The following is a 21,365-nucleotide window of genomic DNA, read 5'->3' as shown; positions in this document are numbered from 1 at the left end:
GTCGCGTATTCTTTTTTTGTTGTAAGTGAGACCTTGCCGGAAGGCGAGGTCTGCGCATAGAAAACGCAACGGCTATCGTCTTTCGACCTTAGCCGTTTTTGTTTTTTATGTAAGGAATCTGGTATGAATACTGTCGGCACTCCGATGCTGTGGGGCGGATTCGCAGTGGTGGTCATCATCATGCTGGCGATCGACCTCTTTTTGCAGGGCCGTCGCGGCGCGCACGGCATGACCATGAAGCAGGCGGCCGCCTGGTCGCTGGTGTGGGTTACGCTCTCCCTGCTCTTTTGCGCCGCCTTCTGGTGGTATCTCGCTTCAACCGAAGGACGCGCGGTTGCCGATCCGCAGGCGCTGGCCTTCCTCACCGGCTATCTGATTGAAAAAGCGCTGGCGGTGGATAACGTCTTTGTCTGGCTGATGCTGTTCAGCTATTTCGCGGTTCCCGCTGCGCTCCAGCGTCGCGTGCTGGTCTATGGCGTGCTGGGGGCGATCGTCCTGCGTACCATCATGATCTTCACCGGCAGCTGGCTGATTACCCAGTTCGAATGGCTGCTCTACGTCTTTGGCGCCTTCCTGCTCTTTACCGGCGTGAAGATGGCGCTGGCGAAAGAGGACGAAACCGGCATTGGCGAAAAACCGCTGGTCAAGTGGCTGCGCGGCCACCTGCGTATGACCGATACCATTGAGAACGAACATTTCTTCGTGCGTAAAAACGGCCTGCTGTTCGCCACACCGCTGCTGCTGGTGCTGATTCTGGTTGAGCTGAGCGACGTGATTTTCGCCGTGGACAGTATCCCGGCGATCTTCGCGGTGACCACCGACCCGTTCATCGTGCTGACCTCAAACCTGTTTGCCATCCTCGGCCTGCGCGCCATGTACTTCCTGCTGGCGGGCGTGGCGGAGCGCTTCTCGATGCTGAAGTATGGCCTGTCGGTGATTCTGGTCTTTATCGGTATTAAGATGCTGATTGTCGACTTCTACCACATCCCGATCGCCATCTCGCTGGGCGTGGTGTTTGGTATTCTGGCGCTGACGCTTATTGTTAACGCGTGGGTTAACCACCGAAATGATAAGAAGCAGCAGGTAAGTTAATTCTTGCCCGGCCGCGTCGGTACAATCTGTAGGCCGGGTAAGCGCAGCGCCACCCGGCATCACCGACATAATGCGTAGGTCGGGTAAGCGTAGCGCCACCCGGCATCATCAACACCGCCATTCCTTGTGAAGCAAAAGTTAAAAAATATGACGCAACACGTAAAATCCAGCATTTTACGCTTCCCTCCGTACCCGCTTTCCCTAATACTGAACAGGCAAACATTTATTTACATCCTGACATAAATGTGACTAAGAGCACATCCAGGATGGAACGCAATTTCACTTAGGAATTTTGTATGAGTCGACAATCAACGGGTCTGTTTGCGCGTCTGGCGCAGGGAAGTCTTGTTAAGCAAATACTGGTGGGCCTGGTGCTGGGGATCCTGCTGGCCTGGATCTCTAAACCTGCCGCTATCGCCGTGGGCTTGCTCGGTACGCTGTTCGTCGGCGCGCTGAAAGCAGTAGCGCCGGTACTGGTGCTGATGCTGGTGATGGCCTCTATCGCCAACCACCAGCATGGTCAAAAAACCAACATCCGTCCTATTCTGGTTCTTTACCTGCTGGGAACATTTTCTGCTGCGCTGACCGCGGTGGTCTTTAGCTTCCTGTTTCCCTCTTCACTGCACCTCACCAGCGCCGCGGGCGACATCACGCCGCCGTCCGGCATTGTAGAAGTACTGCGTGGCCTGCTGCTGAGCATGGTAGCCAACCCGATTGATGCGTTGCTGAACGCGAACTATATCGGCATTCTGGTCTGGGCGATTGGGCTCGGTTTTGCGCTGCGCCACGGTAATGAAACCACCAAAAACCTGGTCAACGATATGTCCAACGCGGTGACCTTTATGGTGAAGCTGGTTATCCGCTTTGCGCCGATCGGTATCTTCGGCCTGGTCTCTTCCACGCTCGCTACCACCGGCTTCGACACCCTGTGGGGCTATGCGCAGTTACTGTTAGTGCTGATCGGTTGTATGCTGCTGGTGGCGCTGGTGATTAACCCGCTGCTGGTCTTCTGGCAGATTCGCCGTAACCCTTACCCGCTGGTGCTGACCTGCCTGCGTGAAAGCGGCGTCTATGCCTTCTTCACCCGCAGCTCGGCGGCGAACATTCCGGTAAACATGGCGCTGGCGGAGAAACTGAATCTGGATCGCGATACCTACTCCGTCTCGATCCCGCTGGGGGCGACGGTCAACATGGCGGGCGCGGCGATCACCATTACCGTGCTGACGCTGGCGGCGGTGCATACTCTGGGGATTGCGGTAGATCTGCCGACCGCGCTGCTGCTGAGCGTAGTTGCCTCGCTGTGCGCCTGCGGCGCGTCCGGCGTGGCGGGCGGTTCGCTGCTGCTGATCCCGCTGGCCTGTAATATGTTCGGTATTCCGAATGAGATTGCGATGCAGGTCGTTGCGGTCGGCTTTATTATCGGCGTACTGCAGGACTCCTGTGAAACCGCGCTGAACTCCTCTACCGATGTGCTCTTTACCGCGGCGGCATGCCAGGCGGAAGATGCGCGTCTGGCGAAGAACGCCCTGCGCGGATAAAAGAAAGGCCCGGTGGCGGCTACAGGGTAAAAGCAAAACGGCAACCTTTGGTTGCCGTTTTTAGTGTTTGCACCCTCTCCCCGTGGGAGAGGGCCGGGGTGAGGGCATCAGCCCGCACCATCTTTAAAGCGTTACACCACTCTTAAAGATTGCCAGCTCGCGGAAGTCGTTCTTCTCGTTACAGGTCTGCCTGCCGTTGGCAAATTCCACGATTGTGTCCACAAACTCCGTCAGCAGCTGCGGCATCGCTTTACCGTGAATCAGCTGCCCCGCATCGAAATCGATCCAGTGCTTCTTCTTCGCCGCCAGCTCGCTGTTGGTGGCAATTTTCACCGTCGGTACAAAGCCGCCGTAAGGAGTACCGCGCCCGGTACTGAAGAGCACCATATGGCAGCCAGCTCCCGCCAGCGCGCTGGTGGCGACCGCGTCGTTGCCCGGCGCGCTCAGCAGGTTCAGACCGTGCGTTTTCAGCCGCTCGCCGTAGCGCAGCACATCCACCACCTGACTTGCGCCCGCCTTCTGGGTACAACCGAGGGATTTCTCCTCAAGGGTGGTGATCCCCCCCGCCTTGTTACCCGGCGATGGGTTTTCGTAAATCGGCTGGTTGTGGGCGATAAAGTACTGCTTGAAGTCGTTGACCATCGTCACCGTCTTTTCAAAGGTCTCTTCATCCCGGCAGTGGCTCATCAGAATACGTTCCGCGCCAAACATCTCCGGCACTTCGGTCAGTACGGTAGTGCCGCCATTGGCGATGACGTAATCGGAAAAACGCCCCAGCATCGGGTTGGCGGTGATGCCGGAGAGGCCGTCGGAACCGCCGCACTCCAGGCCGAACTTCAGTTCGCTCAGCTTGCCCGGCTCGCGCTTATCGTGACGCATCACCTCATAAAGCTGACGCAGATGCTCCAGTCCCGCCTCCACCTCGTCATCCTGGTGCTGGCAGATCATGAAATGGACGCGGGAAGGATCAAACTCCCCCAGCGTCTCGCGAAACGCATCCACCTGGTTGTTTTCACAGCCCAGGCCAATCACCAGCACCGCTCCCGCGTTGGGGTGACGCACCATGTTTTGCAGCATGGTGCGGGTATTAATGTGATCGTCGCCGAGCTGCGAGCAGCCGTAGGTGTGGCTGAAAAGATGCACGCCGTCGGTACCTTCGGCATCGTGGGTCTCTTTCAGAAAACGGCTCTGGATCTGACGTGCGATACCGTTGACGCAGCCCACGGTCGGCAGGATCCAGATCTCATTGCGGATCCCCACCTCACCGTTGGCGCGGCGGTAGATCTGCACCTCGCGATCGGCCGGCTGCTCTTCATCAGGCTGAAAATCGGGTTGATAGCTGTACTCGTCCAGATCGCTGAGATTGGTGCGGGTATTATGGGAATGAATATATTCACCCGGGGCAATATCGGCCAGCGCATGCCCGATAGGTAAACCATACTTCACCACATTCTCCCCTTTAGCGATGGGGATCAGCGCGAACTTGTGGCCGCGTCCAACCGGCTGTTTGAGCGTTACCGACTGGTTTTCAACGGTCACTTCCGCGTCTTCAGGCAGATCCGCCAGCGCTACCGCGACGTTATCGAGCGAATGGATCTTGATGTATTGCATATCAACCTCAAACGGCCTTAGTTCAGTTCAATGGCGAAGTAGTCGCGCGCATTGTTAAAGCAGATGTTTTTCACCATTTCGCCCAGCAGCTGGATATCCGCCGGCGCTTCGCCCGCAGCGACCCAGCGGCCAATCATCTGGCAGAGGATGCGGCGGAAATATTCATGGCGTGTATATGAAAGGAAGCTACGGCTGTCGGTCAGCATGCCCACAAAACGGCTTAACAGACCCAGTTGCGCCAGCTGCGTCATCTGACGCTCCATCCCGTCTTTCTGATCGTTGAACCACCAGCCGGAGCCAAACTGCATCTTGCCAGGCATACCTTCGCCCTGGAAGTTGCCGATCATGGTGCCCAGCACCTCGTTGTCGCGCGGGTTCAGGCAGTAGAGGATGGTTTTCGGCAGCAGGTTCTCTTCGTTCTGCTTGCTCAGTAATTTGGATAACTCTTCCGCCATCGGACGATCGTTGATGGAGTCAAAGCCCACGTCCGGCCCCAGCAGCTTAAACTGACGCAGGTTGTTGTTGCGCAGCGCGCCGATGTGATACTGCTGCACCCAGCCGCGGCGGGCATATTCCGCGCCGAGGAATACCAGCACCGCGGTTTTGAACTGCGCCACTTCGTGCTCGCTCAGGGTTTCACCCGCCAGACGACGCGCGAGGATCGCATCCAGTTCGGCATCGGTCGCCTCGGCGAAGAGCACCACATCCAGCGCGTGGTCAGAGACTTTACAGCCGTGGGCCGCAAAGTGATCCAGACGTTTGGTCAGCGCGGACTGCAGGTCGGCAAAACGGCGGATATCGGTATCGGAGACTTCACCCAGCTTCACCATGTAGTCGTTAAAGGTCGCCAGTTCGATGTTGAAGGCTTTATCCGGGCGCCAGCTCGGCAGCACTTTGATATCGAAGGTGCCATCTTTAGCCACCGCCGCATGATGCTCCAGCGAGTCGATCGGATCGTCGGTGGTTCCCACCATCTTCACGTTCATCTGCTTCATGATGCCGCGCGCGGAGAACTGCTCCTGGGCCAGCAGCTCGTTGCACTGGTTCCAGATCTCATCCGCGGTGGCAGGAGAGAGCAGCTTGCCGGTGATACCGAACGGACGGCGCAGTTCGAGATGCGTCCAGTGGTATAACGGGTTACCGATGGTATGCGGAACGGTGGCGGCCCAGGCGTCAAACTTCTCGCGATCGGTCGCGTCACCAGTGCAGAGGCGTTCGGCTACGCCGTTGGTACGCATGGCGCGCCATTTGTAGTGGTCACCCTTCAGCCAGATGTCATACAGGTTTTTGAAGCGATAATTTTCGGCAACCTGCTGCGGCGGTAAATGGCAGTGATAGTCGAAAATCGGCTGGTCTTTTGCGTAGTCATGGTACAAACGGCGAGCAAATTCGGTATCTAACAGGAAATCTTCAGTCATAAACGGCGTCATTATCGTTTTCCTCAAAGCAAAGCGTCAGGAAGCTATGTTCAGATGCTGCAAAGTTATCACACCAATTTCCAGCGTCTGAACTTTTTTTCGTGAGTTAGATCAATAAACGTCGACAAAAAAATTACCCTCAAAGTGGTAAACACCGCTGCAGACCGCGCCATTCCTGGCTTCTTCTGGCGTAAATAATGACCACACAAAGATTCACACTTTTGTGATGTCACTCACCTTTTAAAGTTGTATGACAAGTTATCTTTCCGCCGTCGCCATTTATAAGACGACGGAATGTATTGCCGGTGACTTATCACCGGGTTTTTCGGTACGGATACCGCTTAATCAGAATGAATTATGGCAAGGTTCGGGCCGTTCCGGGAGTCGTTCCCGGTTACGCCCCTCCCGTTACGAAACATCCTCCGGTTGACGGTTGAGATGTTATCGCGCCCTGGCGCGGGGATAACATAACGATGAGGTTTTAAATGCGTAAAATTAAAGGGTTACGTTGGTACATGATCGCACTGGTGACGCTCGGCACCGTGCTGGGCTACCTGACGCGTAACACGGTAGCGGCGGCTGCGCCAACGCTGATGGAAGAACTCCACATTTCAACCCAGCAATACTCTTACATTATTGCGGCCTACTCCGCTGCCTATACCGTTATGCAGCCGGTAGCGGGCTATGTTCTTGATATTCTCGGCACGAAAATCGGTTATGCCTTCTTTGCCGTCACCTGGGCTGTCTTCTGCGGCGCTACCGCGCTGGCAGGTAGCTGGGGCGGTCTGGCGCTGGCGCGCGGCGCGGTCGGCGCGGCGGAAGCGGCGATGATCCCGGCGGGCCTGAAGGCCAGCTCCGAGTGGTTCCCGGCGAAAGAGCGTTCTATCGCGGTCGGCTATTTTAACGTGGGCTCCTCTATCGGTGCGATGATTGCTCCGCCGCTGGTGGTCTGGGCGATTGTGATGCACAGCTGGGAGATGGCCTTTATCATCTCCGGTGTACTGAGCTTCATATGGGCGATGGCCTGGCTTATCTTCTACAAACATCCGCGTGACCAGAAAAAACTCTCTGACGAAGAGCGCGACTACATCATCAACGGTCAGGAAGCTCAGCATCAGACCAACAACGGCAAAAAAATGTCCGTCTGGCAGATCCTTGGCACCCGCCAGTTCTGGGGTATCGCCCTGCCGCGCTTCCTGGCAGAGCCGGCGTGGGGGACTTTCAACGCCTGGATCCCGCTGTTCATGTTTAAAGTGTATGGCTTTAACCTGAAAGAGATCGCTATGTTCGCCTGGATGCCGATGCTCTTCGCCGACCTCGGCTGCGTGGTGGGGGGATATCTGCCGCCGCTGTTCCAGCGCTGGTTTGGCGTGAACCTGATCGTCTCCCGTAAGCTGGTGGTGACCATGGGTGCGCTGCTGATGATTGGCCCAGGCATGATCGGTCTGTTCACCAGCCCTTACGTCGCTATCGCCCTGCTCTGCATCGGCGGCTTTGCCCACCAGGCTCTCTCCGGCGCGCTGATTACGCTCTCCTCTGACGTATTTGGTCGTAACGAAGTGGCGACCGCCAACGGTCTGACCGGCATGGCAGCATGGATGGCAAGCACTATGTTTGCGCTGGTGGTTGGCGCGCTGGCCGACACTATCGGCTTCAGCCCGCTCTTCGCTGTGCTGGCGGTGTTTGACCTGCTGGGGGCGCTGGTAATCTGGACTGTGCTGAAAAACAAACCGGCAGCGGAGCTGGAGAACGACTCCCTGGGAGGACCGGCAATACAAAGCTAGCGTTGGAATTGGTATGCCTGGTGGCGGCTTCGCCTTACCCGGCCTACGTTTTTGCTAGCCCGGTAAGCGTAGCGCCACCCGGCAATAAAGAGCACGAAAGCCGCCTGCGGGCGGCTTTTTTGCCCCCTTAATGTGGAGAGTTGCCAGCAAAAGTGGTATAACAAATACTACGCCGTACCTGCCTGGAGCGCATATGGAAATCACTGAATCACGCCGTTTATATCAGCAACTTGCCGCTGAGCTGAAAGATCGCATCGAGCAAGGCGTTTATCTTGTGGGTGACAAACTGCCCGCAGAGCGTTTTATTGCCGATGAAAAGCACGTCAGCAGAACGGTGGTTCGTGAAGCCATTATCATGCTTGAGGTGGAAGGGTACGTTGAGGTGCGCAAAGGTTCCGGCATTCACGTCATCTCCAGCCAGCCTAAAAACGCCGCCGCCCCGGATGAAAACCTGGAGTTCGCCAGCTACGGTCCGTTTGAATTGCTGCAGGCGCGCCAGTTAATCGAGAGCAACATTGCCGAGTTTGCCGCCACCCAGGTGACCAAGCAGGATATTATGAAGCTCATGGAGATCCAGGAAAAAGCGCGTAAAGAGAAGTGCTTCCGCGACTCCGAATGGGACTTACAATTTCACGTGCAGGTCGCCCTCGCTACCCAGAACTCCGCGCTGGCGGCTATTGTAGAAAAAATGTGGACTCAGCGCGTCCATAACCCCTACTGGAAAAAACTGCACGATCATATCGATTTACGTACCGTTGATAACTGGTGCGACGATCATGACCAGATCCTTAAAGCGCTGATTCGCAAAGATCCACACGGCGCCAAACTGGCGATGTGGCAGCATCTGGAGAACACCAAACTGATGCTCTTCAACGAAACCAGCGACGACTTTGAATTTAACGCTGACCGCTATCTTTTTGCTGAAAATCCGGTGGTTCATCTCGATACGGCAGTCGGCCAGACAAAATAGCGCCTTACCCCGCTGGCAGGCGCTTCGCTGCGCCTGTGCGCCGGAAGGCGTAAGCAAATCTCTAGAGTGTCAGCCTTTGTAAATACCCTCGCCACTTTTCCACTCGATAAGCCAAAATCATCTTTCCCAACGTTTCGCAATTTCTGTACGTAATACGCGTGCGTTTGTTACAATTGGATGCAAACTGCATCATCGTAAGTTGGTACTTGCTAACATAGCCTGTTACATGGACGGTTCTGGCAAGCTTTGTGCCCGCGCGCAATCGCGATCGTCGACTGCGCCGTGCTGTTTTTACCCCGGATAACTGGCGTGACGTTAACCGATGTCCAGGAATAGTGAATGGAACTTTTGACTCAATTACTTAACGCCTTATGGGCTCAGGATTTCGAAACGCTGGCCAATCCTTCCATGATTGGCATGCTCTATTTTGTCCTGTTCATGATTCTGTTCCTTGAGAACGGCCTGCTCCCCGCCGCGTTTCTCCCCGGGGATAGCCTGCTTGTGCTGGTAGGGGTATTGTGCGCTAAAGGGGCGATGGCCTTCCCACAGACGGTCTTGTTGCTGACGATTGCCGCCAGCCTGGGCTGTTGGGTGAGCTATATTCAGGGCCGTTGGCTCGGCAATACGCGCATCGTGCAGAACTGGCTTTCACATCTGCCGGCGCACTATCATCAGCGCGCGCATCATCTCTTCCATAAACATGGCCTCTCCGCCCTGCTGATTGGCCGTTTTATCGCATTTGTACGCACCCTGCTACCTACCATCGCGGGGCTTTCCGGCCTGAGCAGCACGCGCTTTCAGTTCTTCAACTGGATGAGCGGGCTGCTGTGGGTGCTGATCCTCACCTCCCTGGGCTATATGCTGGGCAAAACGCCGGTCTTCCTTAAGTATGAGGATCAGCTGATGTCCTGCCTGATGCTGCTGCCGGTGGTGCTGCTGGTGTTTGGCCTGATTGGCTCGCTGGTGGTGTTGTGGAAGAAAAAGCACGGGGCGCGCAGCTAATGGCCCTTTCGCCTGTCGCCCTGCGTCGCACCGCCTGTGCGATGGTTGCCCTTCTAACGCTCTGTCTGCTGATTATGGTCTGGCAAGCGGTACAGCAGAAGGAGTCCACCCTGGCGATCCGTTCGCTTAACCAGGGCGCCAGCGTTCCGGATGGCTTCTCCATCCTCCATCATCTGGATGCGCATGGCATTCACTTTAAAAGCATTACGCCGCAGGATGATGTCCTGCTGATCAAATTTGATTCGCGTAGCCAAAGCGCCGCGGCTAAAGAGGTGCTCGACCGCTCCCTGCCGCGCGGCTATATCATCGCCCAGCAGGACGATGAAAGTCAGGCCGGAATATGGCTCAACCGCCTGCGCGACTCATCGCATCGACTGGGTTAATTTCCAGGATTCTGAATCTTTTCACCGACTTTGGTGATTCTTCCGTTTACTTACTATGCTTAGGTATGCGGAGCCCCGTCAGACCGACTCCGTAAGACTCTGGAAACACGGCAAGAGTTATCTCTGCCGTTACACAATGGAAGGTTTCTTTATGAATTACCGCATCACACTGGCTCTGGCCCTGCTTTGCGTCAGCTCGGCCTCATTCGCTAACTCGCTTTGTCAGGAGAAGGAACAGGATATCCAGCGCGAAATCAGCTATGCCGAAAAGCATAACAACCAGTCCCGTATCGAGGGGCTGAAAAAAGCGCTAAGCGAAGTGAGGGCTAACTGCACGGACGACAGGCTCCGCGCCGAGCATCAGAAGAAGATCGAAAAGCAGGAAGCGGAGATCGCTGAGCGCCGTGACGATTTGCAGGAAGCGAAGCAGGACGGTGATGCGGATAAGATTTCTAAACGTGAAAGAAAGCTGCAAGAGGCGCAGGAAGAGTTAAAAGCGCTGGAGTCCCGCGATTATTGAGTTAACGGAAGTCTCAACAGGAGAGAATCATGTCAAAAGATAACCAATCTGAGTACCTGCGCACCGAGCTGAAGTCGCTGGCAGACACCCTGGAAGAGGTGCTGAACTCCTCCACCGATAAGTCCAAGGAAGAGCTGAGCAAGCTGCGCAGCAAAGCGGAAAGCGCGCTGAAAGAGAGCCGTTACCGTCTGGGTGAATCGGGCGAAGCGCTGGCGAAACAGACGCGTGAAGCGGCTGCTCGCGCCGACGAGTATGTGCGCGACAACCCGTGGGCAGGCGTCGGTATTGGCGCGGCCGTTGGCCTGATGCTGGGCGTTCTTCTGACGCGTCGTTGATTATGGAAGATCCTCGTCACGCACAAGGGCCTGCTAAAAACGTCCTCGGCATCGGTCAGCGGATTGTTACTACGCTGGTCGGGATTGCCGAAACGCGAGTACGCCTGGCAGTTGTAGAGCTGGAAGAGGAGAAAGCCAATCTTTTCCAGATGCTGCTGATGCTGGGCCTCACTATGTTGTTCGCCGCGTTTGGCCTGATGAGCCTGATGGTCCTGATTATCTGGGCTATCGATCCTCAGTACCGTCTGAACGCGATCATTGCCACGACCGTCGTATTGCTGGTTGCCGCGCTGATTGGCGGCCTCTGGACGATGCGCAAAGCGCGTCAGTCCACGCTTTTACGCCATACGCGCAAAGAGCTGGCTAACGATCGGGCACTGCTGGAGGATGATAAATCGTGAGCAGTAAAAAGGAACTTCAGCAGCGAAAAGCCTGGCTGCTCAGCGAGATCCAGCAGCAGCGGCTCGATCTCGCCGCCAGCCGCCGGGACTGGCTGGAGGCCACCCGCTCTTATGACCGCGGCTGGAACACCTTTCTCAGCTTGCGATCCTGGGCGCTGGTTGGCAGTAGCCTCATGGCAATCTGGACCGTCCGGCATCCCAATATGCTTATCCGCTGGGGTAAACGCGGGCTGGGCATCTGGAGCGCCTGGCGCCTGGTCAAAGCGACGGTGACCCAACAGCAGTTGCGTTAATATCCTGCGACGAACCGGCCTGCGTTATGCGCAGGCCGTCTCCTGTTTTCCCTTCCTCAATATCTTTGAAGAACTTTGACAGTTTTCCTTGCTAACAATCCTCCAGCGCCACGTCTATTATCCTCTCCATCAACAGCAAATGCGCGTAACTAAGCCTTTTTGCTAACAATTAACGCATAGCAACCTTATTGTTTTCCTGGAGAGTAAAATGAAAAAATTAGAAGATGTTGGGGTTCTGGTGGCACGTATCCTGATGCCAATCCTGTTTATCGTTGCCGGCTGGGGCAAAATCAGCAATTACGCGGGTACGCAGCAATATATGGAAGCGATGGGCGTACCGGGCTTTATGCTGCCGCTGACTATCCTGCTTGAATTTGGCGGCGGTCTGGCGATTCTGTTCGGTTTCCTCACCCGTACCACCGCGATTTTTACCGCCGTCTTTACCCTGCTGACGGCCTTTATCTTCCACAGCAACTTTGCGGAAGGGGTGAACTCGCTGATGTTTATGAAAAACCTGACTATGGCGGGCGGCTTCCTGCTGCTGGCGCTCATCGGCCCGGGCGCCTACAGCCTTGACCGCGTGCTGAACAAAAAGTGGTAAGCCCGCTGTTCTATACTGAATAAATTCGAGCGAGGAGCGATCCTCGCTTTTGCCATCTGGAGGAGTAATCATGGGACAGCTTGTTGATGGCGTCTGGCAGGACGTCTGGTATGACACTAAATCCACCGGAGGGCGTTTCAAACGCTCCGCATCCGCCTTTCGTAACTGGCTCACCGCCGACGGCGCGCCGGGACCGAGTGGCGAAGGCGGGTTTGCCGCTGAAAAAGATCGCTACCACCTCTATGTCTCCCTCGCCTGCCCCTGGGCGCACCGGACGCTGATTGTCCGTAAACTGAAGGGGCTGGAGTCGCTGATCCCCGTCTCCGTGGTTAACCCGCTGATGATGGAAAACGGCTGGAGTTTTGACAGCGATTTTCCGGCCGCTACCGGCGATGAGCTTTATCATCACGATTTTCTTTACCAGCTTTATCTGCGTGCCGATCCGCACTACACCGGCCGCGTTACGGTTCCGGTACTGTGGGACAAAAAAAACCAGACCATCGTCAGCAACGAGTCGGCGGAGATTATCCGCATGTTTAATACCGCCTTCGACGCCCACGGCGCCCGCGCCGGAGATTTTTATCCGCCAGCGCTGCGCGAAAAGATCGACGAGCTGAACGGCTGGATCTACGACAACGTCAATAATGGCGTCTACAAGGCCGGTTTCGCAACCAGCCAGCAGGCCTATGACGAGGCGGTAACGAAGGTTTTTGAATCCCTGGATCGCCTGGAGCAGATCCTCGGCCAGCACCGCTACCTGACGGGCGACACCCTGACCGAGGCGGACATCCGCCTGTGGACAACGCTGATCCGTTTCGATCCGGTCTATGTCACCCACTTTAAGTGCGACAAGCATCGCATCAGCGACTACCTGAACCTGCATGGCTTCATGCGCGATATTTACCAGATGGAGGGTATTGCCGAAACGGTCAACTTTGACCATATTCGCCACCACTACTTCCGCAGCCATAAGACCATCAACCCGACGGGTATTATTTCGATCGGGCCATGGCAGGATCTCGATGAGCCTCACGGACGCGACGTTCGCTTCGGCTAAATATTCAGGGCATCAATAGATGCCCTTTTTTAATTCATCAGATAAAGCTATTCTTACCTCGATCCCTTAAAAAACAAGTGATTGACCTGTTATCGAGGCAAGGCAAATGGACTGGTATTTTAAAGCACTACGCAATTATGTTGGCTTTCGCGGTCGCGCCCGCCGCAAAGAGTATTGGATGTTCTTTCTGGTAAACATCATTCTCACCTTTGTACTGGCGGTGCTCGATAAGCTGCTGGGCTGGGAGCGCACGGGCGGCGAAGGGGTCTTAACCACAATTTATGGTCTGCTGGTGTTACTGCCCACGTGGGCGGTGCAGTTCCGTCGGCTGCACGATACCGATCGTTCAGCATGGTGGCTGCTGCTGACGTTGATTCCGGTTATCGGCTGGCTGATTCTGCTGGCGTTTTACTGCCAGAAAGGTAATGAAGGCGAAAACCGCTTTGGCCCCGATCCAAAGCGCGAAAACTGATCGTGACCCGGCGCTAAGCGCCGGGTAACTTACTGGCGCTGGGCAAAAAGTTTCGGGATCTCACGCAGGCACCAGGACTTAGCTTCACCCATGCTGTCGCGGCGCCAGGCCATAATAATATCCACTTCACTGGTATATTCCGGACTCACCACGCGCAGCCGCCCTTCGGCGATATCTTTTTCCACGAAGGGATAAGGCATGGTCGCAACCCCCAGCCCGGCCATCAGCGCCTGCCGCTTATCTTCAAGCGAGGTGACGGTGAGGCGGGGCTGCTTATCCAGCAGCTGTACCGTTAACACCGGGCGTTCCCGGGCGGTATCCGCCACCGCCACGCCGCGATATTTCACGCGGGTCACTTCGGAGAGCGGCTCCGGCTCCTGATGAATCGGATGATCCGGCGCAGCCACGTACACATTCATTATGCTGTAGAGCTTGCGGGAGTTAATTTCCGACGAAGAGCGAAAGTGCATGTCCGGAGCGATAACGATATCGGCCCTGCCCGTTTCCAGCCGCTCCCAGGCGCCGGCGAGCACCTCGGTGATAATCGACAGCTGGGTGTTGGCCTTCTCCGCCAGTCGGGGGACCAGCGGGAAGAGCGCCTCTGACGGCACCAGCGCCTCGGCCACCAGCGTCAGGTGCGTCTCCCAGCCGCGCGCCAGCGCTTCGGCGTCGGTGGTGAGCTTATCGGCGGCCTCCAGCAGCACGCGGCCACGCTCCAGCAGCATACGTCCGACGTTGGTGAATTTCGTTCGATGACCGGAACGGTCGAACAGCACCACGTCCAGCTCCTCTTCCAGCTTCTGCATGGTGTAGCTCAGGGCAGACGGCACGCGCCCCAGTTCATCCGCCGCGGCGGCAAAACTGCCGCGCCGATCGATGGCGTCCATGACGCGAAGCGCCTCCAGCGTCAATGCTCTCTCTTTAGCCATAGCGTGCTCATTCAGGAAATTTGAACATACCGGGCAGAATATCTGGCTAACAATGCAGCGTCCATACCCTTACCATTGTTTTAGTGTAAAAAGAGGTCAAGTTTTATGATTACGACAAGAACAGCGAAACAGTGCGGGCAGGCCGATTTTGGATGGCTGCAGGCGCGCTACACCTTCTCCTTTGGACACTACTTTGACCCTAAACTGCTGGGCTATGCCTCCCTGCGCGTGCTTAACCAGGAAGTGCTGGCTCCCGGCGCCTCGTTCCAGCCGCGCACCTATCCGAAGGTGGATATCCTTAACCTGATTCTGGAAGGGGAAGCGGAGTACCGCGACAGCGAGGGCAACCATGTTCAGGCAAAGGCGGGAGACGCGCTGTTAATCTCCACCCAGCCGGGTATTAGCTATAGCGAGCATAATATCAGCAAAGACAAGACGTTAACCCGTATGCAGCTCTGGCTGGATGCCTGTCCCCAGCGGGAGAATCCGGCGGTGCAGATGCTGAAGCTTAACGGTAACCAACAGCTTATTGCCACGCCGGACGGCGCGCAGGCGAGCCTGCAGCTGCGCCAGCAGGTATGGATTTATCACATCGAGCTGCAGAAAGGAGAAAAAGCGAGCTTCCGGCTGCATGGCCCGAGCGCCTACCTGCAATCGATTCACGGCTCGGTTCATGCGCAGACCGAAAAAGAAGAGAAAGAGGCGCTGACCTGCGGCGACGGGGCGTTTATTCGCGACGAAGCGCATCTTACGCTGGTGGCGGAGTCCCCTCTGCGGGCGTTGCTGATTGATTTACCTGTGTAGTGAGTTCCCCCTCACCCCGGCCCTCTCCCCAGAGGGGAGAGGGAGAAAGAAGAACTTCAGCCCGGTCAGGCAGCGAGCTACTAACCGTTCCCTCTCCCCTACGGGGTAAGGGGAAAAGAAGGACTTCAGCCCGGGCCGGCAGCGAGCAGCTAACCGTTCCTTCTCCCCTACGGGGTGAGGGGGAAAAGAAGGACTTCAGCACGGCCCGGCAGCGAGCAACGAACCATTCCCTCTCCCCTACGGGGAGAGGGAGAAAAGAAGGACTTCAGCCTGGCCCGGCAGCGAGCAACTAACAGTTCCCTCTCCCCTAAGGGGTGTACAGTCCGGGGACATAGTGAACACTTGTTCGGAGACATGGTAGACACTTACAACTGAGGCATAAGAACCCGTTTATGGAGCCGCTTATGCCCTGGGATGCGAGAGATACCATGTCATTACGTACTGAGTTTGTTTTGTTCGCCTCGCAGGACGGGGCGAACATCCGTTCACTCTGCCGCCACTACGGCATTTCACCGGCCACCGGCTACAAGTGGCTTCGCCGCTGGGCTGAAGACGGCGCAGCCGGGCTTCAGGACCGGCCGCGCACGCCGCATCACTCCCCGAACCGTTCACCGGACGGCATCACTGACCTGCTGCGTATGGCCCATGCCCGCCATGAACGCTGGGGCGCGCGCAAGATTAAGCGCTGGCTGGAGGACCGCGGGCATCCCATGCCCGCCTTCAGCACCGTTCACAGCCTGATGGCCCGTCACGGCCTGCTGCCCGGTATGCCTCCCGGCATACCGGCTACCGGCCGCTTCGAACACTCCGCCCCGAACCGGCTCTGGCAGATGGATTTCAAGGGCCATTTTCCCTTTGGCGGCGGCCGCTGCCATCCGCTCACCCTGCTGGACGACCACTCCCGGTTCTCCCTGTGTCTGGCGCACTGCGGGGATGAACGGCGTGAGACCGTACAGCGGCAGCTCGTCAGGGTCTTTGAACACTACGGTCTGCCGGACCGGATGACCATGGACAACGGCGCGCCGTGGGGCGACACCACCGGCAGCTGGACGGGGCCGGAGCTGTGGCTGATGCGTCTGGGTATCCGTGTCGGTCACTCCCGGCCTTATCATCCACAGACCCAGGGCAAGCTGGAGCGTTTTCACCGCAGCCTGAAGGCGGAACTCCTGCAGGGAAGATGGTTCGCCGACAGCAGCGGGCTGCAGCGGGCGTTCGACCAGTGGCGGGCTGTCTATAACCTTGAGCGTCCGCACGAGGCGCTGGGTATGGCGGTGCCGGCCTCGCGCTATCAGCCGTCCGCCCGTCAGTACAGCGCCACCGTCATGCCGCCGGAATATGACGAAGGGGTGATGGTGAGGAAGGTGGATATCAGCGGGAAGCTGAGCATAAAGGGTCTCAGTCTGAACGCAGGCAAGGCCTTCAGGGGAGAGCGTGTGGGGCTGAAGGAAACGCAGGAGGACGGCTGTTATGAAGTCTGGTGGTACAGCACGAAAGTGGGGGTGATCGACCTGAAGAAAAAGTCGATCACCATGGGTAAGGGATGTTAAAAAGTGTTCACCATGTCCCCGAACATCTGTCTACCATGTCCCCGGACTGTACAAGGGGAGAGGGTTAGGGTGAGGGGAACGTCAGCGCGCCTTACTCGCCATAATCTCGATAATCTGCCGATCCGTCGCCTGCATCGACCCGCATGCCAGCGCGCACAGGTTTGCAATAGACTGCTCGACATCGTTCGCCACGATCCCTTCGTTGCCGGTCACGGCGCTATTATCCAGCGCCATCATCACCGCTTTCCAGGCGCTACCCACGCTGGTAGAGACCTTCATCGCGCAGCTATTTGCCGCTCCGTCGCAGATCATTCCGCTGACGTCGCCGATCATGCTGCTTATCGCCATCGCGATCGTCTCATAGCGACCATCCAGCAGCCACGCCATACCCGCCGCCGCTCCCATCGCCGCCGTTGTGGCCGCGCAGAGCGCCGACAGGCGGGGAAGCTGATAGTGAATATAGATAGCGGTGAGATGCGATAGCATGAGCGCCCGCGCCAGCTTCTCCTCCCCGGCCTGCAGATGCTCCGCCACCACCAGCACAGGCAGCGTGGCGGCGATCCCCTGGTTGCCCGAGCCGGAATTGCTCATCGCAGGCAGCGTCGCGCCACCCATGCGCGCATCCGAGGCGGCGCTGGTGCGTACCAGAATCTCCGAACCCAGATCGCTGGCGATAAATCCGCGCTCGCGCTGTCTTACCAGCGTGGCGCCGATATGTAGCCCCCAGTTACCTTTCAGCCCTTCCCGGGAGAGTGCGTCGTTCAGACGTGCCGCCTCCAGGATAAAGCGAATCGCGGAAAACGGTACCTGCTCCGCAAAGTCGAAGATCTGCGCGAGCGACGTGTGGGACATCACCGCCAGCGGATCGACCTCCTCCCCCTGCGGCTGCTCGTTAAGCTCAAAACAGCACTCTCCCTGGCGCATGATTTGTACCACCCGGGTATGCCCGCCCGCGATCGTAACGCTCGCCGACGCCTCGCCCGCATACACGCAGGCGCGGGAGTAGAGGATCTCGTCGCACGGCTCCTGCAGACCCACCTGCACCTTGCCCTCTGCCAGCATCGCTTTGGCGCGGGCGATTGCATCAGCCGGGACGCCTTTAAGCACCTCCAGCCCCCCATGCGGGTTGCCGCCGATGGCCCCCAGCGCCGCCGCAATCGGCAGCCCCACCATACCGGTGCCAGGCACGGTTACGCCCAGCCCGTTTTTCATCAGGTTGGGCGACACCCAGGCCTCAATGCGCGTCACCTCTCCCGGCAGCTGTTCTGCAGCTATCGCGCAGGCCAGCGCCAGCGAAACCGGCTCCGTACATCCCAGCGCAGGCTTCACCTCTTCCTCGACCGCCTGGATAAAGTGTTTCCATAATGGAGTAAGTTGTTCAGACATCGCTACGTCCTTATTGATATCTCACGAAAATGCCAGGAAAGGAGAAACGCACAGCAGCAGGCCGGTGATGATGATGATCACCAGGGATACGCCTTTGTATTTGTGCAGCGCCGGAACCTTGCAGACCAGCCATGCGGGAATTAAACAACCCACCATGCCGAAGATAGGGCTACAGATAGAGGTAAAGCTCAGCACCGGCGCATTCAGCACGATAGCGCTCCAGGCCAGCAGAATGGCGAACAGCATGATGCCGCGCTGCACCAGACGTTCATTGATCTTTTCAGCCGCAAAACGGCGGCGCAGCAGGTTCATGACGATACCCTGCGTCGCCTCGCGAAAACCGAGGTAGACGCCGAAGAAGGCGGTCATCACGGCAAAGATATTCAGAATAACGCTGACGATCTTCACCCAGCCTGCGCCGTCGCCGCTGATAAACTGCGCCGCAATCGCCAGCGCGGAGATGTTTTGTTCGTACGCTTTTACCGCCTCGTCATGGCCCATCGCCAGCGTGAAGGAAACCGCGTAGAAAAAGACGGTGACAAACAGAATGCCAAAGGCAATGTTCATCGCCCGCAGCGCCTTATGACGCGCCACCTCTACAGACTTTTCCCGCGAGCGGTAGGAGATCACCATCGGACTGAGCGTCTGGATAAAGAGAATCGAGGTCAGCGTGAATGGCAGCGTGATAATGGCGTTCTTAATCAGCAGGCCAACCGGCGGCAGCATGCCCACGTTGCTCAGATGCCACAGCCCAATCATCGACAGACCCAGCGCCGCCACCACAAAAAGCTTGGTCAGCACCATCAGGCTGGAGACTTTAAACAGCAGCTTTTCGCCACGCGACGAGATCGCCACCAGAATGCAGATCAGCAATAACCCGTAAAAAGGATTATCCGAAAGCAGTCCCTCGGTGAAGCCAAAAGTATGCAGGTATGAGGCGCTGTCGTTGGTGATGGCGGTGGAGTAGACAAACATCCAGATCACCAGCATCACAAAATAGAGCGCGCCCAACAGAATGCCCCAGTTTTTGCCCAGATAACCGCTGATGACGCTGGGGTAATCTTTGCATTCCGGCGACTCCGCCAGGGTGTTAATAAACAGACGCTGAAAAAGATACATTGCCGGATAGCCAATCACCGAGGAGAGTAAAAACACCCACATCCCCATCAGCCCTACCTGGACCGGGAGAAAAACGATCCCCGCGCCGATAGCCATCCCGATACTCATGATCACCCAGCCGGTGTCGGTGCTATCAAATTTGATCGCCTCCCGCCACTCGCTTTCACTCATCCCCGCACGCCTTGCCGCTGCAGAAGCGGTCACAACATCATTGTCAGATAACGTTTCCATGTATTACTCGCTTATTTTGTAGGATAACCACAGTTTTTGCTTTTCCGCTCACCAGCGATAATGAGCATTCCCTGCGCAGGTGATTGTTATTGTTGTAAAAAACATCATACCGATAAGGAAGGAGAAAAAACTCACAAAATAAGTAAGGGTATTCTGACGAGAGAGAAATAAATCCAGGAAGAGACCTTTTTATGAGAAGGGTTTTCTAAAAGTGACGGCGGTCAAAAAACACAATTTCAGGAGAAAAACCGTGCCGAAAGGGGCAGAGGCTACAAAGCAAAAACCCCGCCAGAGGCGGGGTTTAGAAAAAGTTGAAGCTGACCGATAAGCCGGGTTCTGTCGTGGACAGTCATTCATCTAGGCCAGCAATCGCTCACTGGCTCAAGCAGCCTACCCGGGTTCAGTACGGGCCGTACCATGCGAACCCCTATTTGGCCTTGCTCCGGGTGGAGTTTACCGTGCCACGGACTGTTACCAGCCGCGCGGTGCGCTCTTACCGCACCCTTTCACCCTTACCTGATCCCACTTGCGTGGGCCATCGGCGGTTTGCTCTCTGTTGCACTGGTCGTGGGTTTCCCCCCCAGGCGTTACCTGGCACCCTGCCCTATGGAGCCCGGACTTTCCTCCCCTCCGCCCGTCTCCCCCGAAGGAGGACGACGACGAAGCGGCGACTGTCTGGTCAGCTTCGGCGCGCAGTATAGAGGGTTTACGCACCAATGTCATCCCTGGATGCGCATCCCCATCTGCAGCGCCGCGGCGATGTTGCGCGAGGCGCGATAAATATTGTCGAACGCGCCGCGAAACGCCTCTTCCAGCGTGGTGATGGTGGTCAGTACGCTGAACACCGCGTCAATCCCGTGCTGGTGCACCACGCCGACGTCGCGCGCCAGGCTACCCGCCACGCCGATCACCGGCTTGTGGTATTTTTTCGCCACGTTCGCCACGCCAACCGGGACCTTGCCATGAATGCTCTGGCTGTCGATACGCCCTTCACCGGTAATCACCAGGGTGCAGTCATGAATATGCTCTTCCAGATTCAGCGCCTGGGTGACAATTTCCACGCCGCTGCGCAGTTCCGCCCCGAGAAAAGCCATTAGCGCGGCCCCCATTCCGCCCGCCGCGCCGGAGCCGGGGGCATTTTTGACATCAATACGCAGGGATTTTTTAATCACCTCCGCGTAATGCGCCAGATTACGATCCAGCTCGACGATAAGCGCTTCGGTCGCCCCTTTCTGCGGCCCGAAGATGCGGGAGGCGCCATTATCGCCGGTCAGGGGATTGGTGACGTCGCAAGCCACGCGGATGGTACACTCTTTAAGACGAGGGTCCAGCCCGGAAATATCGATGGCGTTCAGGCTGTTTAAACTGCCGCCGCCGCTGCCGATCTCGGTGCCGTTGGCATCGCACAGCCGCGCGCCCAGCGCCTGTACCATCCCGGCCCCGCCGTCGTTGGTGGCGCTACCGCCGATGCCGATGACGATGTTGCGCGCCCCTTTATCCAGCGCATCAAGAATTAGTTCGCCAGTGCCGCGTGAAGTCGTCAACAAAGGGTTACGCAGAGCCGGAGGAACCAGCGCCAGCCCGCTGGCCGCCGCCATTTCGATAAACGCCGTCTTGCCATCGCCTGAAATGCCCCAGCAGGCGTTGACCTTCTCTCCCAGCGGGCCGGTCACTTCGGCCAGCTGTCGCTTGCCACGGGTCGCGGCAATCATCGCTTCGACTGTTCCTTCACCGCCATCGGCCACCGGAACAGAAACATAGTCTGCATCAGGAAAAATTTCCCGAAATCCTTTTTCAATCGCCTGCGCTACCTCGGCGGCAGACAGGCTCTCTTTATACGAGTCAGGAGCGATTACGATTTTCATAGTTATA

21 protein-coding genes and 1 other RNA gene are annotated in these 21,365 nt (G+C 57.1%); 15 read left to right on the top strand and 7 right to left on the bottom strand.

Annotated elements, in window-relative coordinates:
- Positions 1-123 precede the first annotated feature (123 nt).
- The gene (locus tag BN3796_RS04255) at positions 124-1,092 is read left to right on the top strand and encodes a TerC family protein (RefSeq protein ID WP_061707144.1); all 969 of its coding nucleotides are present in this window, start codon (positions 124-126) and stop codon (positions 1,090-1,092) included.
- A 296-nt stretch (positions 1,093-1,388) separates the two neighbouring features.
- The gene (sstT, locus tag BN3796_RS04250) at positions 1,389-2,630 is read left to right on the top strand and encodes a serine/threonine transporter SstT (RefSeq protein WP_061707143.1); all 1,242 of its coding nucleotides are present in this window, start codon (positions 1,389-1,391) and stop codon (positions 2,628-2,630) included.
- Between the two features lie 123 nt (positions 2,631-2,753).
- Here the strand turns inward: sstT and BN3796_RS04245 are convergent, their stop codons facing one another.
- On the bottom strand, positions 2,754-4,241 hold the full coding sequence (locus BN3796_RS04245; RefSeq protein ID WP_061707142.1) for a UxaA family hydrolase: 1,488 nt from the start codon (positions 4,239-4,241) through the stop codon (positions 2,754-2,756).
- A 17-nt stretch (positions 4,242-4,258) separates the two neighbouring features.
- The gene (gene uxaC / locus BN3796_RS04240; RefSeq protein WP_061707141.1) at positions 4,259-5,671 is read right to left on the bottom strand and encodes a glucuronate isomerase; all 1,413 of its coding nucleotides are present in this window, start codon (positions 5,669-5,671) and stop codon (positions 4,259-4,261) included.
- A gap of 473 nt (positions 5,672-6,144) precedes the next feature.
- On the opposite strand from uxaC, the gene BN3796_RS04235 reads away from it, so the two are divergent.
- From BN3796_RS04235 to BN3796_RS04185, 11 genes are all read left to right on the top strand, one after another.
- The gene (locus tag BN3796_RS04235) at positions 6,145-7,443 is read left to right on the top strand and encodes an MFS transporter (protein ID WP_061707140.1); all 1,299 of its coding nucleotides are present in this window, start codon (positions 6,145-6,147) and stop codon (positions 7,441-7,443) included.
- A 193-nt stretch (positions 7,444-7,636) separates the two neighbouring features.
- On the top strand, positions 7,637-8,413 hold the full coding sequence (gene exuR, locus BN3796_RS04230) for a transcriptional regulator ExuR (RefSeq protein WP_061707139.1): 777 nt from the start codon (positions 7,637-7,639) through the stop codon (positions 8,411-8,413).
- A 339-nt stretch (positions 8,414-8,752) separates the two neighbouring features.
- The gene (yqjA, locus tag BN3796_RS04225; RefSeq protein WP_061707138.1) at positions 8,753-9,415 is read left to right on the top strand and encodes a DedA family general envelope maintenance protein YqjA; all 663 of its coding nucleotides are present in this window, start codon (positions 8,753-8,755) and stop codon (positions 9,413-9,415) included.
- The gene (gene mzrA / locus BN3796_RS04220) at positions 9,415-9,798 is read left to right on the top strand and encodes an EnvZ/OmpR regulon moderator MzrA (RefSeq protein ID WP_061707137.1); all 384 of its coding nucleotides are present in this window, start codon (positions 9,415-9,417) and stop codon (positions 9,796-9,798) included. The genes yqjA and mzrA overlap by 1 nt, the downstream gene beginning before the upstream one ends.
- A 151-nt stretch (positions 9,799-9,949) precedes the next feature.
- Positions 9,950-10,318, top strand: a complete 369-nt coding sequence (locus BN3796_RS04215) for a DUF1090 domain-containing protein (RefSeq protein ID WP_061707549.1) — start codon at positions 9,950-9,952, stop codon at positions 10,316-10,318.
- 29 nt (positions 10,319-10,347) lie between these two features.
- On the top strand, positions 10,348-10,653 hold the full coding sequence (locus BN3796_RS04210; protein ID WP_061707136.1) for a DUF883 family protein: 306 nt from the start codon (positions 10,348-10,350) through the stop codon (positions 10,651-10,653).
- Between the two features lie 2 nt (positions 10,654-10,655).
- Positions 10,656-11,054 carry a phage holin family protein gene (locus BN3796_RS04205; RefSeq protein WP_061707135.1) on the top strand — a complete coding sequence of 133 codons (399 nt, stop codon included), beginning with the start codon at positions 10,656-10,658 and terminating at the stop codon, positions 11,052-11,054.
- Positions 11,051-11,347 carry a YqjK-like family protein gene (locus tag BN3796_RS04200; RefSeq protein ID WP_061707134.1) on the top strand — a complete coding sequence of 99 codons (297 nt, stop codon included), beginning with the start codon at positions 11,051-11,053 and terminating at the stop codon, positions 11,345-11,347. The genes BN3796_RS04205 and BN3796_RS04200 overlap by 4 nt, the downstream gene beginning before the upstream one ends.
- A gap of 208 nt (positions 11,348-11,555) precedes the next feature.
- The gene (locus BN3796_RS04195) at positions 11,556-11,948 is read left to right on the top strand and encodes a DoxX family protein (RefSeq protein WP_061707133.1); all 393 of its coding nucleotides are present in this window, start codon (positions 11,556-11,558) and stop codon (positions 11,946-11,948) included.
- A gap of 70 nt (positions 11,949-12,018) precedes the next feature.
- On the top strand, positions 12,019-13,005 hold the full coding sequence (locus tag BN3796_RS04190) for a glutathione S-transferase family protein (protein WP_061707132.1): 987 nt from the start codon (positions 12,019-12,021) through the stop codon (positions 13,003-13,005).
- A 106-nt stretch (positions 13,006-13,111) separates the two neighbouring features.
- Positions 13,112-13,477 carry a DUF805 domain-containing protein gene (locus BN3796_RS04185; protein WP_061707131.1) on the top strand — a complete coding sequence of 122 codons (366 nt, stop codon included), beginning with the start codon at positions 13,112-13,114 and terminating at the stop codon, positions 13,475-13,477.
- A gap of 29 nt (positions 13,478-13,506) precedes the next feature.
- Here BN3796_RS04185 and BN3796_RS04180 read toward each other — a convergent pair whose 3' ends face one another.
- Positions 13,507-14,406: a LysR family transcriptional regulator gene (locus tag BN3796_RS04180; protein WP_061707130.1), complete on the bottom strand. Its 900-nt coding sequence runs from the start codon at positions 14,404-14,406 to the stop codon at positions 13,507-13,509.
- A 105-nt stretch (positions 14,407-14,511) separates the two neighbouring features.
- Here BN3796_RS04180 and BN3796_RS04175 point away from each other — a divergent pair, with 105 nt between their 5' ends.
- Together BN3796_RS04175 and BN3796_RS04170 are read left to right on the top strand one after the other, a co-directional pair.
- On the top strand, positions 14,512-15,210 hold the full coding sequence (locus tag BN3796_RS04175; RefSeq protein WP_061707129.1) for a pirin family protein: 699 nt from the start codon (positions 14,512-14,514) through the stop codon (positions 15,208-15,210).
- A 404-nt stretch (positions 15,211-15,614) separates the two neighbouring features.
- Positions 15,615-16,757, top strand: a complete 1,143-nt coding sequence (locus tag BN3796_RS04170) for an IS481 family transposase (protein ID WP_061706824.1) — start codon at positions 15,615-15,617, stop codon at positions 16,755-16,757.
- 81 nt (positions 16,758-16,838) lie between these two features.
- Here BN3796_RS04170 and BN3796_RS04165 read toward each other — a convergent pair whose 3' ends face one another.
- The 4 genes from BN3796_RS04165 to garK all read right to left on the bottom strand — a co-directional run bounded on the left by BN3796_RS04165 (position 16,839) and on the right by garK (position 21,358).
- The gene (locus BN3796_RS04165) at positions 16,839-18,143 is read right to left on the bottom strand and encodes an L-cysteine desulfidase family protein (RefSeq protein WP_061707128.1); all 1,305 of its coding nucleotides are present in this window, start codon (positions 18,141-18,143) and stop codon (positions 16,839-16,841) included.
- A 21-nt stretch (positions 18,144-18,164) separates the two neighbouring features.
- The gene (locus tag BN3796_RS04160; protein ID WP_061707127.1) at positions 18,165-19,493 is read right to left on the bottom strand and encodes an SLC5/6 family protein; all 1,329 of its coding nucleotides are present in this window, start codon (positions 19,491-19,493) and stop codon (positions 18,165-18,167) included.
- 309 nt (positions 19,494-19,802) lie between these two features.
- An RNA gene (rnpB, locus tag BN3796_RS04155) (RNase P RNA component class A) lies at positions 19,803-20,180 on the bottom strand.
- Between the two features lie 32 nt (positions 20,181-20,212).
- The gene (gene garK / locus BN3796_RS04150; protein WP_061707126.1) at positions 20,213-21,358 is read right to left on the bottom strand and encodes a glycerate 2-kinase; all 1,146 of its coding nucleotides are present in this window, start codon (positions 21,356-21,358) and stop codon (positions 20,213-20,215) included.
- Between the last annotated feature and the right edge of the window lie 7 nt (positions 21,359-21,365).

The sequence above is a fragment of the Pseudenterobacter timonensis genome (assembly GCF_900021175.1).
In the GTDB taxonomy this organism is placed as follows: domain Bacteria; phylum Pseudomonadota; class Gammaproteobacteria; order Enterobacterales; family Enterobacteriaceae; genus Enterobacter; species Enterobacter timonensis.
This window is presented reverse-complemented; position numbering and strand designations above follow the sequence as displayed.

Coding starts and splice junctions, on each gene's coding strand:
- garK (WP_061707126.1), bottom strand. CDS start 21,358: ATGAAAATCGTAATCGCTCCTGACTCGTATAAAGAGAGCCTGTCTGCC.
- uxaC (WP_061707141.1), bottom strand. CDS start 5,671: ATGACGCCGTTTATGACTGAAGATTTCCTGTTAGATACCGAATTTGCT.
- BN3796_RS04160 (WP_061707127.1), bottom strand. CDS start 19,493: ATGGAAACGTTATCTGACAATGATGTTGTGACCGCTTCTGCAGCGGCA.
- BN3796_RS04205 (WP_061707135.1), top strand. CDS start 10,656: ATGGAAGATCCTCGTCACGCACAAGGGCCTGCTAAAAACGTCCTCGGC.
- sstT (WP_061707143.1), top strand. CDS start 1,389: ATGAGTCGACAATCAACGGGTCTGTTTGCGCGTCTGGCGCAGGGAAGT.
- BN3796_RS04195 (WP_061707133.1), top strand. CDS start 11,556: ATGAAAAAATTAGAAGATGTTGGGGTTCTGGTGGCACGTATCCTGATG.
- BN3796_RS04190 (WP_061707132.1), top strand. CDS start 12,019: ATGGGACAGCTTGTTGATGGCGTCTGGCAGGACGTCTGGTATGACACT.
- BN3796_RS04180 (WP_061707130.1), bottom strand. CDS start 14,406: ATGGCTAAAGAGAGAGCATTGACGCTGGAGGCGCTTCGCGTCATGGAC.
- mzrA (WP_061707137.1), top strand. CDS start 9,415: ATGGCCCTTTCGCCTGTCGCCCTGCGTCGCACCGCCTGTGCGATGGTT.
- BN3796_RS04165 (WP_061707128.1), bottom strand. CDS start 18,143: ATGTCTGAACAACTTACTCCATTATGGAAACACTTTATCCAGGCGGTC.
- BN3796_RS04255 (WP_061707144.1), top strand. CDS start 124: ATGAATACTGTCGGCACTCCGATGCTGTGGGGCGGATTCGCAGTGGTG.
- BN3796_RS04210 (WP_061707136.1), top strand. CDS start 10,348: ATGTCAAAAGATAACCAATCTGAGTACCTGCGCACCGAGCTGAAGTCG.
- BN3796_RS04175 (WP_061707129.1), top strand. CDS start 14,512: ATGATTACGACAAGAACAGCGAAACAGTGCGGGCAGGCCGATTTTGGA.
- BN3796_RS04235 (WP_061707140.1), top strand. CDS start 6,145: ATGCGTAAAATTAAAGGGTTACGTTGGTACATGATCGCACTGGTGACG.
- BN3796_RS04185 (WP_061707131.1), top strand. CDS start 13,112: ATGGACTGGTATTTTAAAGCACTACGCAATTATGTTGGCTTTCGCGGT.
- BN3796_RS04245 (WP_061707142.1), bottom strand. CDS start 4,241: ATGCAATACATCAAGATCCATTCGCTCGATAACGTCGCGGTAGCGCTG.
- BN3796_RS04215 (WP_061707549.1), top strand. CDS start 9,950: ATGAATTACCGCATCACACTGGCTCTGGCCCTGCTTTGCGTCAGCTCG.
- yqjA (WP_061707138.1), top strand. CDS start 8,753: ATGGAACTTTTGACTCAATTACTTAACGCCTTATGGGCTCAGGATTTC.
- exuR (WP_061707139.1), top strand. CDS start 7,637: ATGGAAATCACTGAATCACGCCGTTTATATCAGCAACTTGCCGCTGAG.
- BN3796_RS04170 (WP_061706824.1), top strand. CDS start 15,615: ATGCCCTGGGATGCGAGAGATACCATGTCATTACGTACTGAGTTTGTT.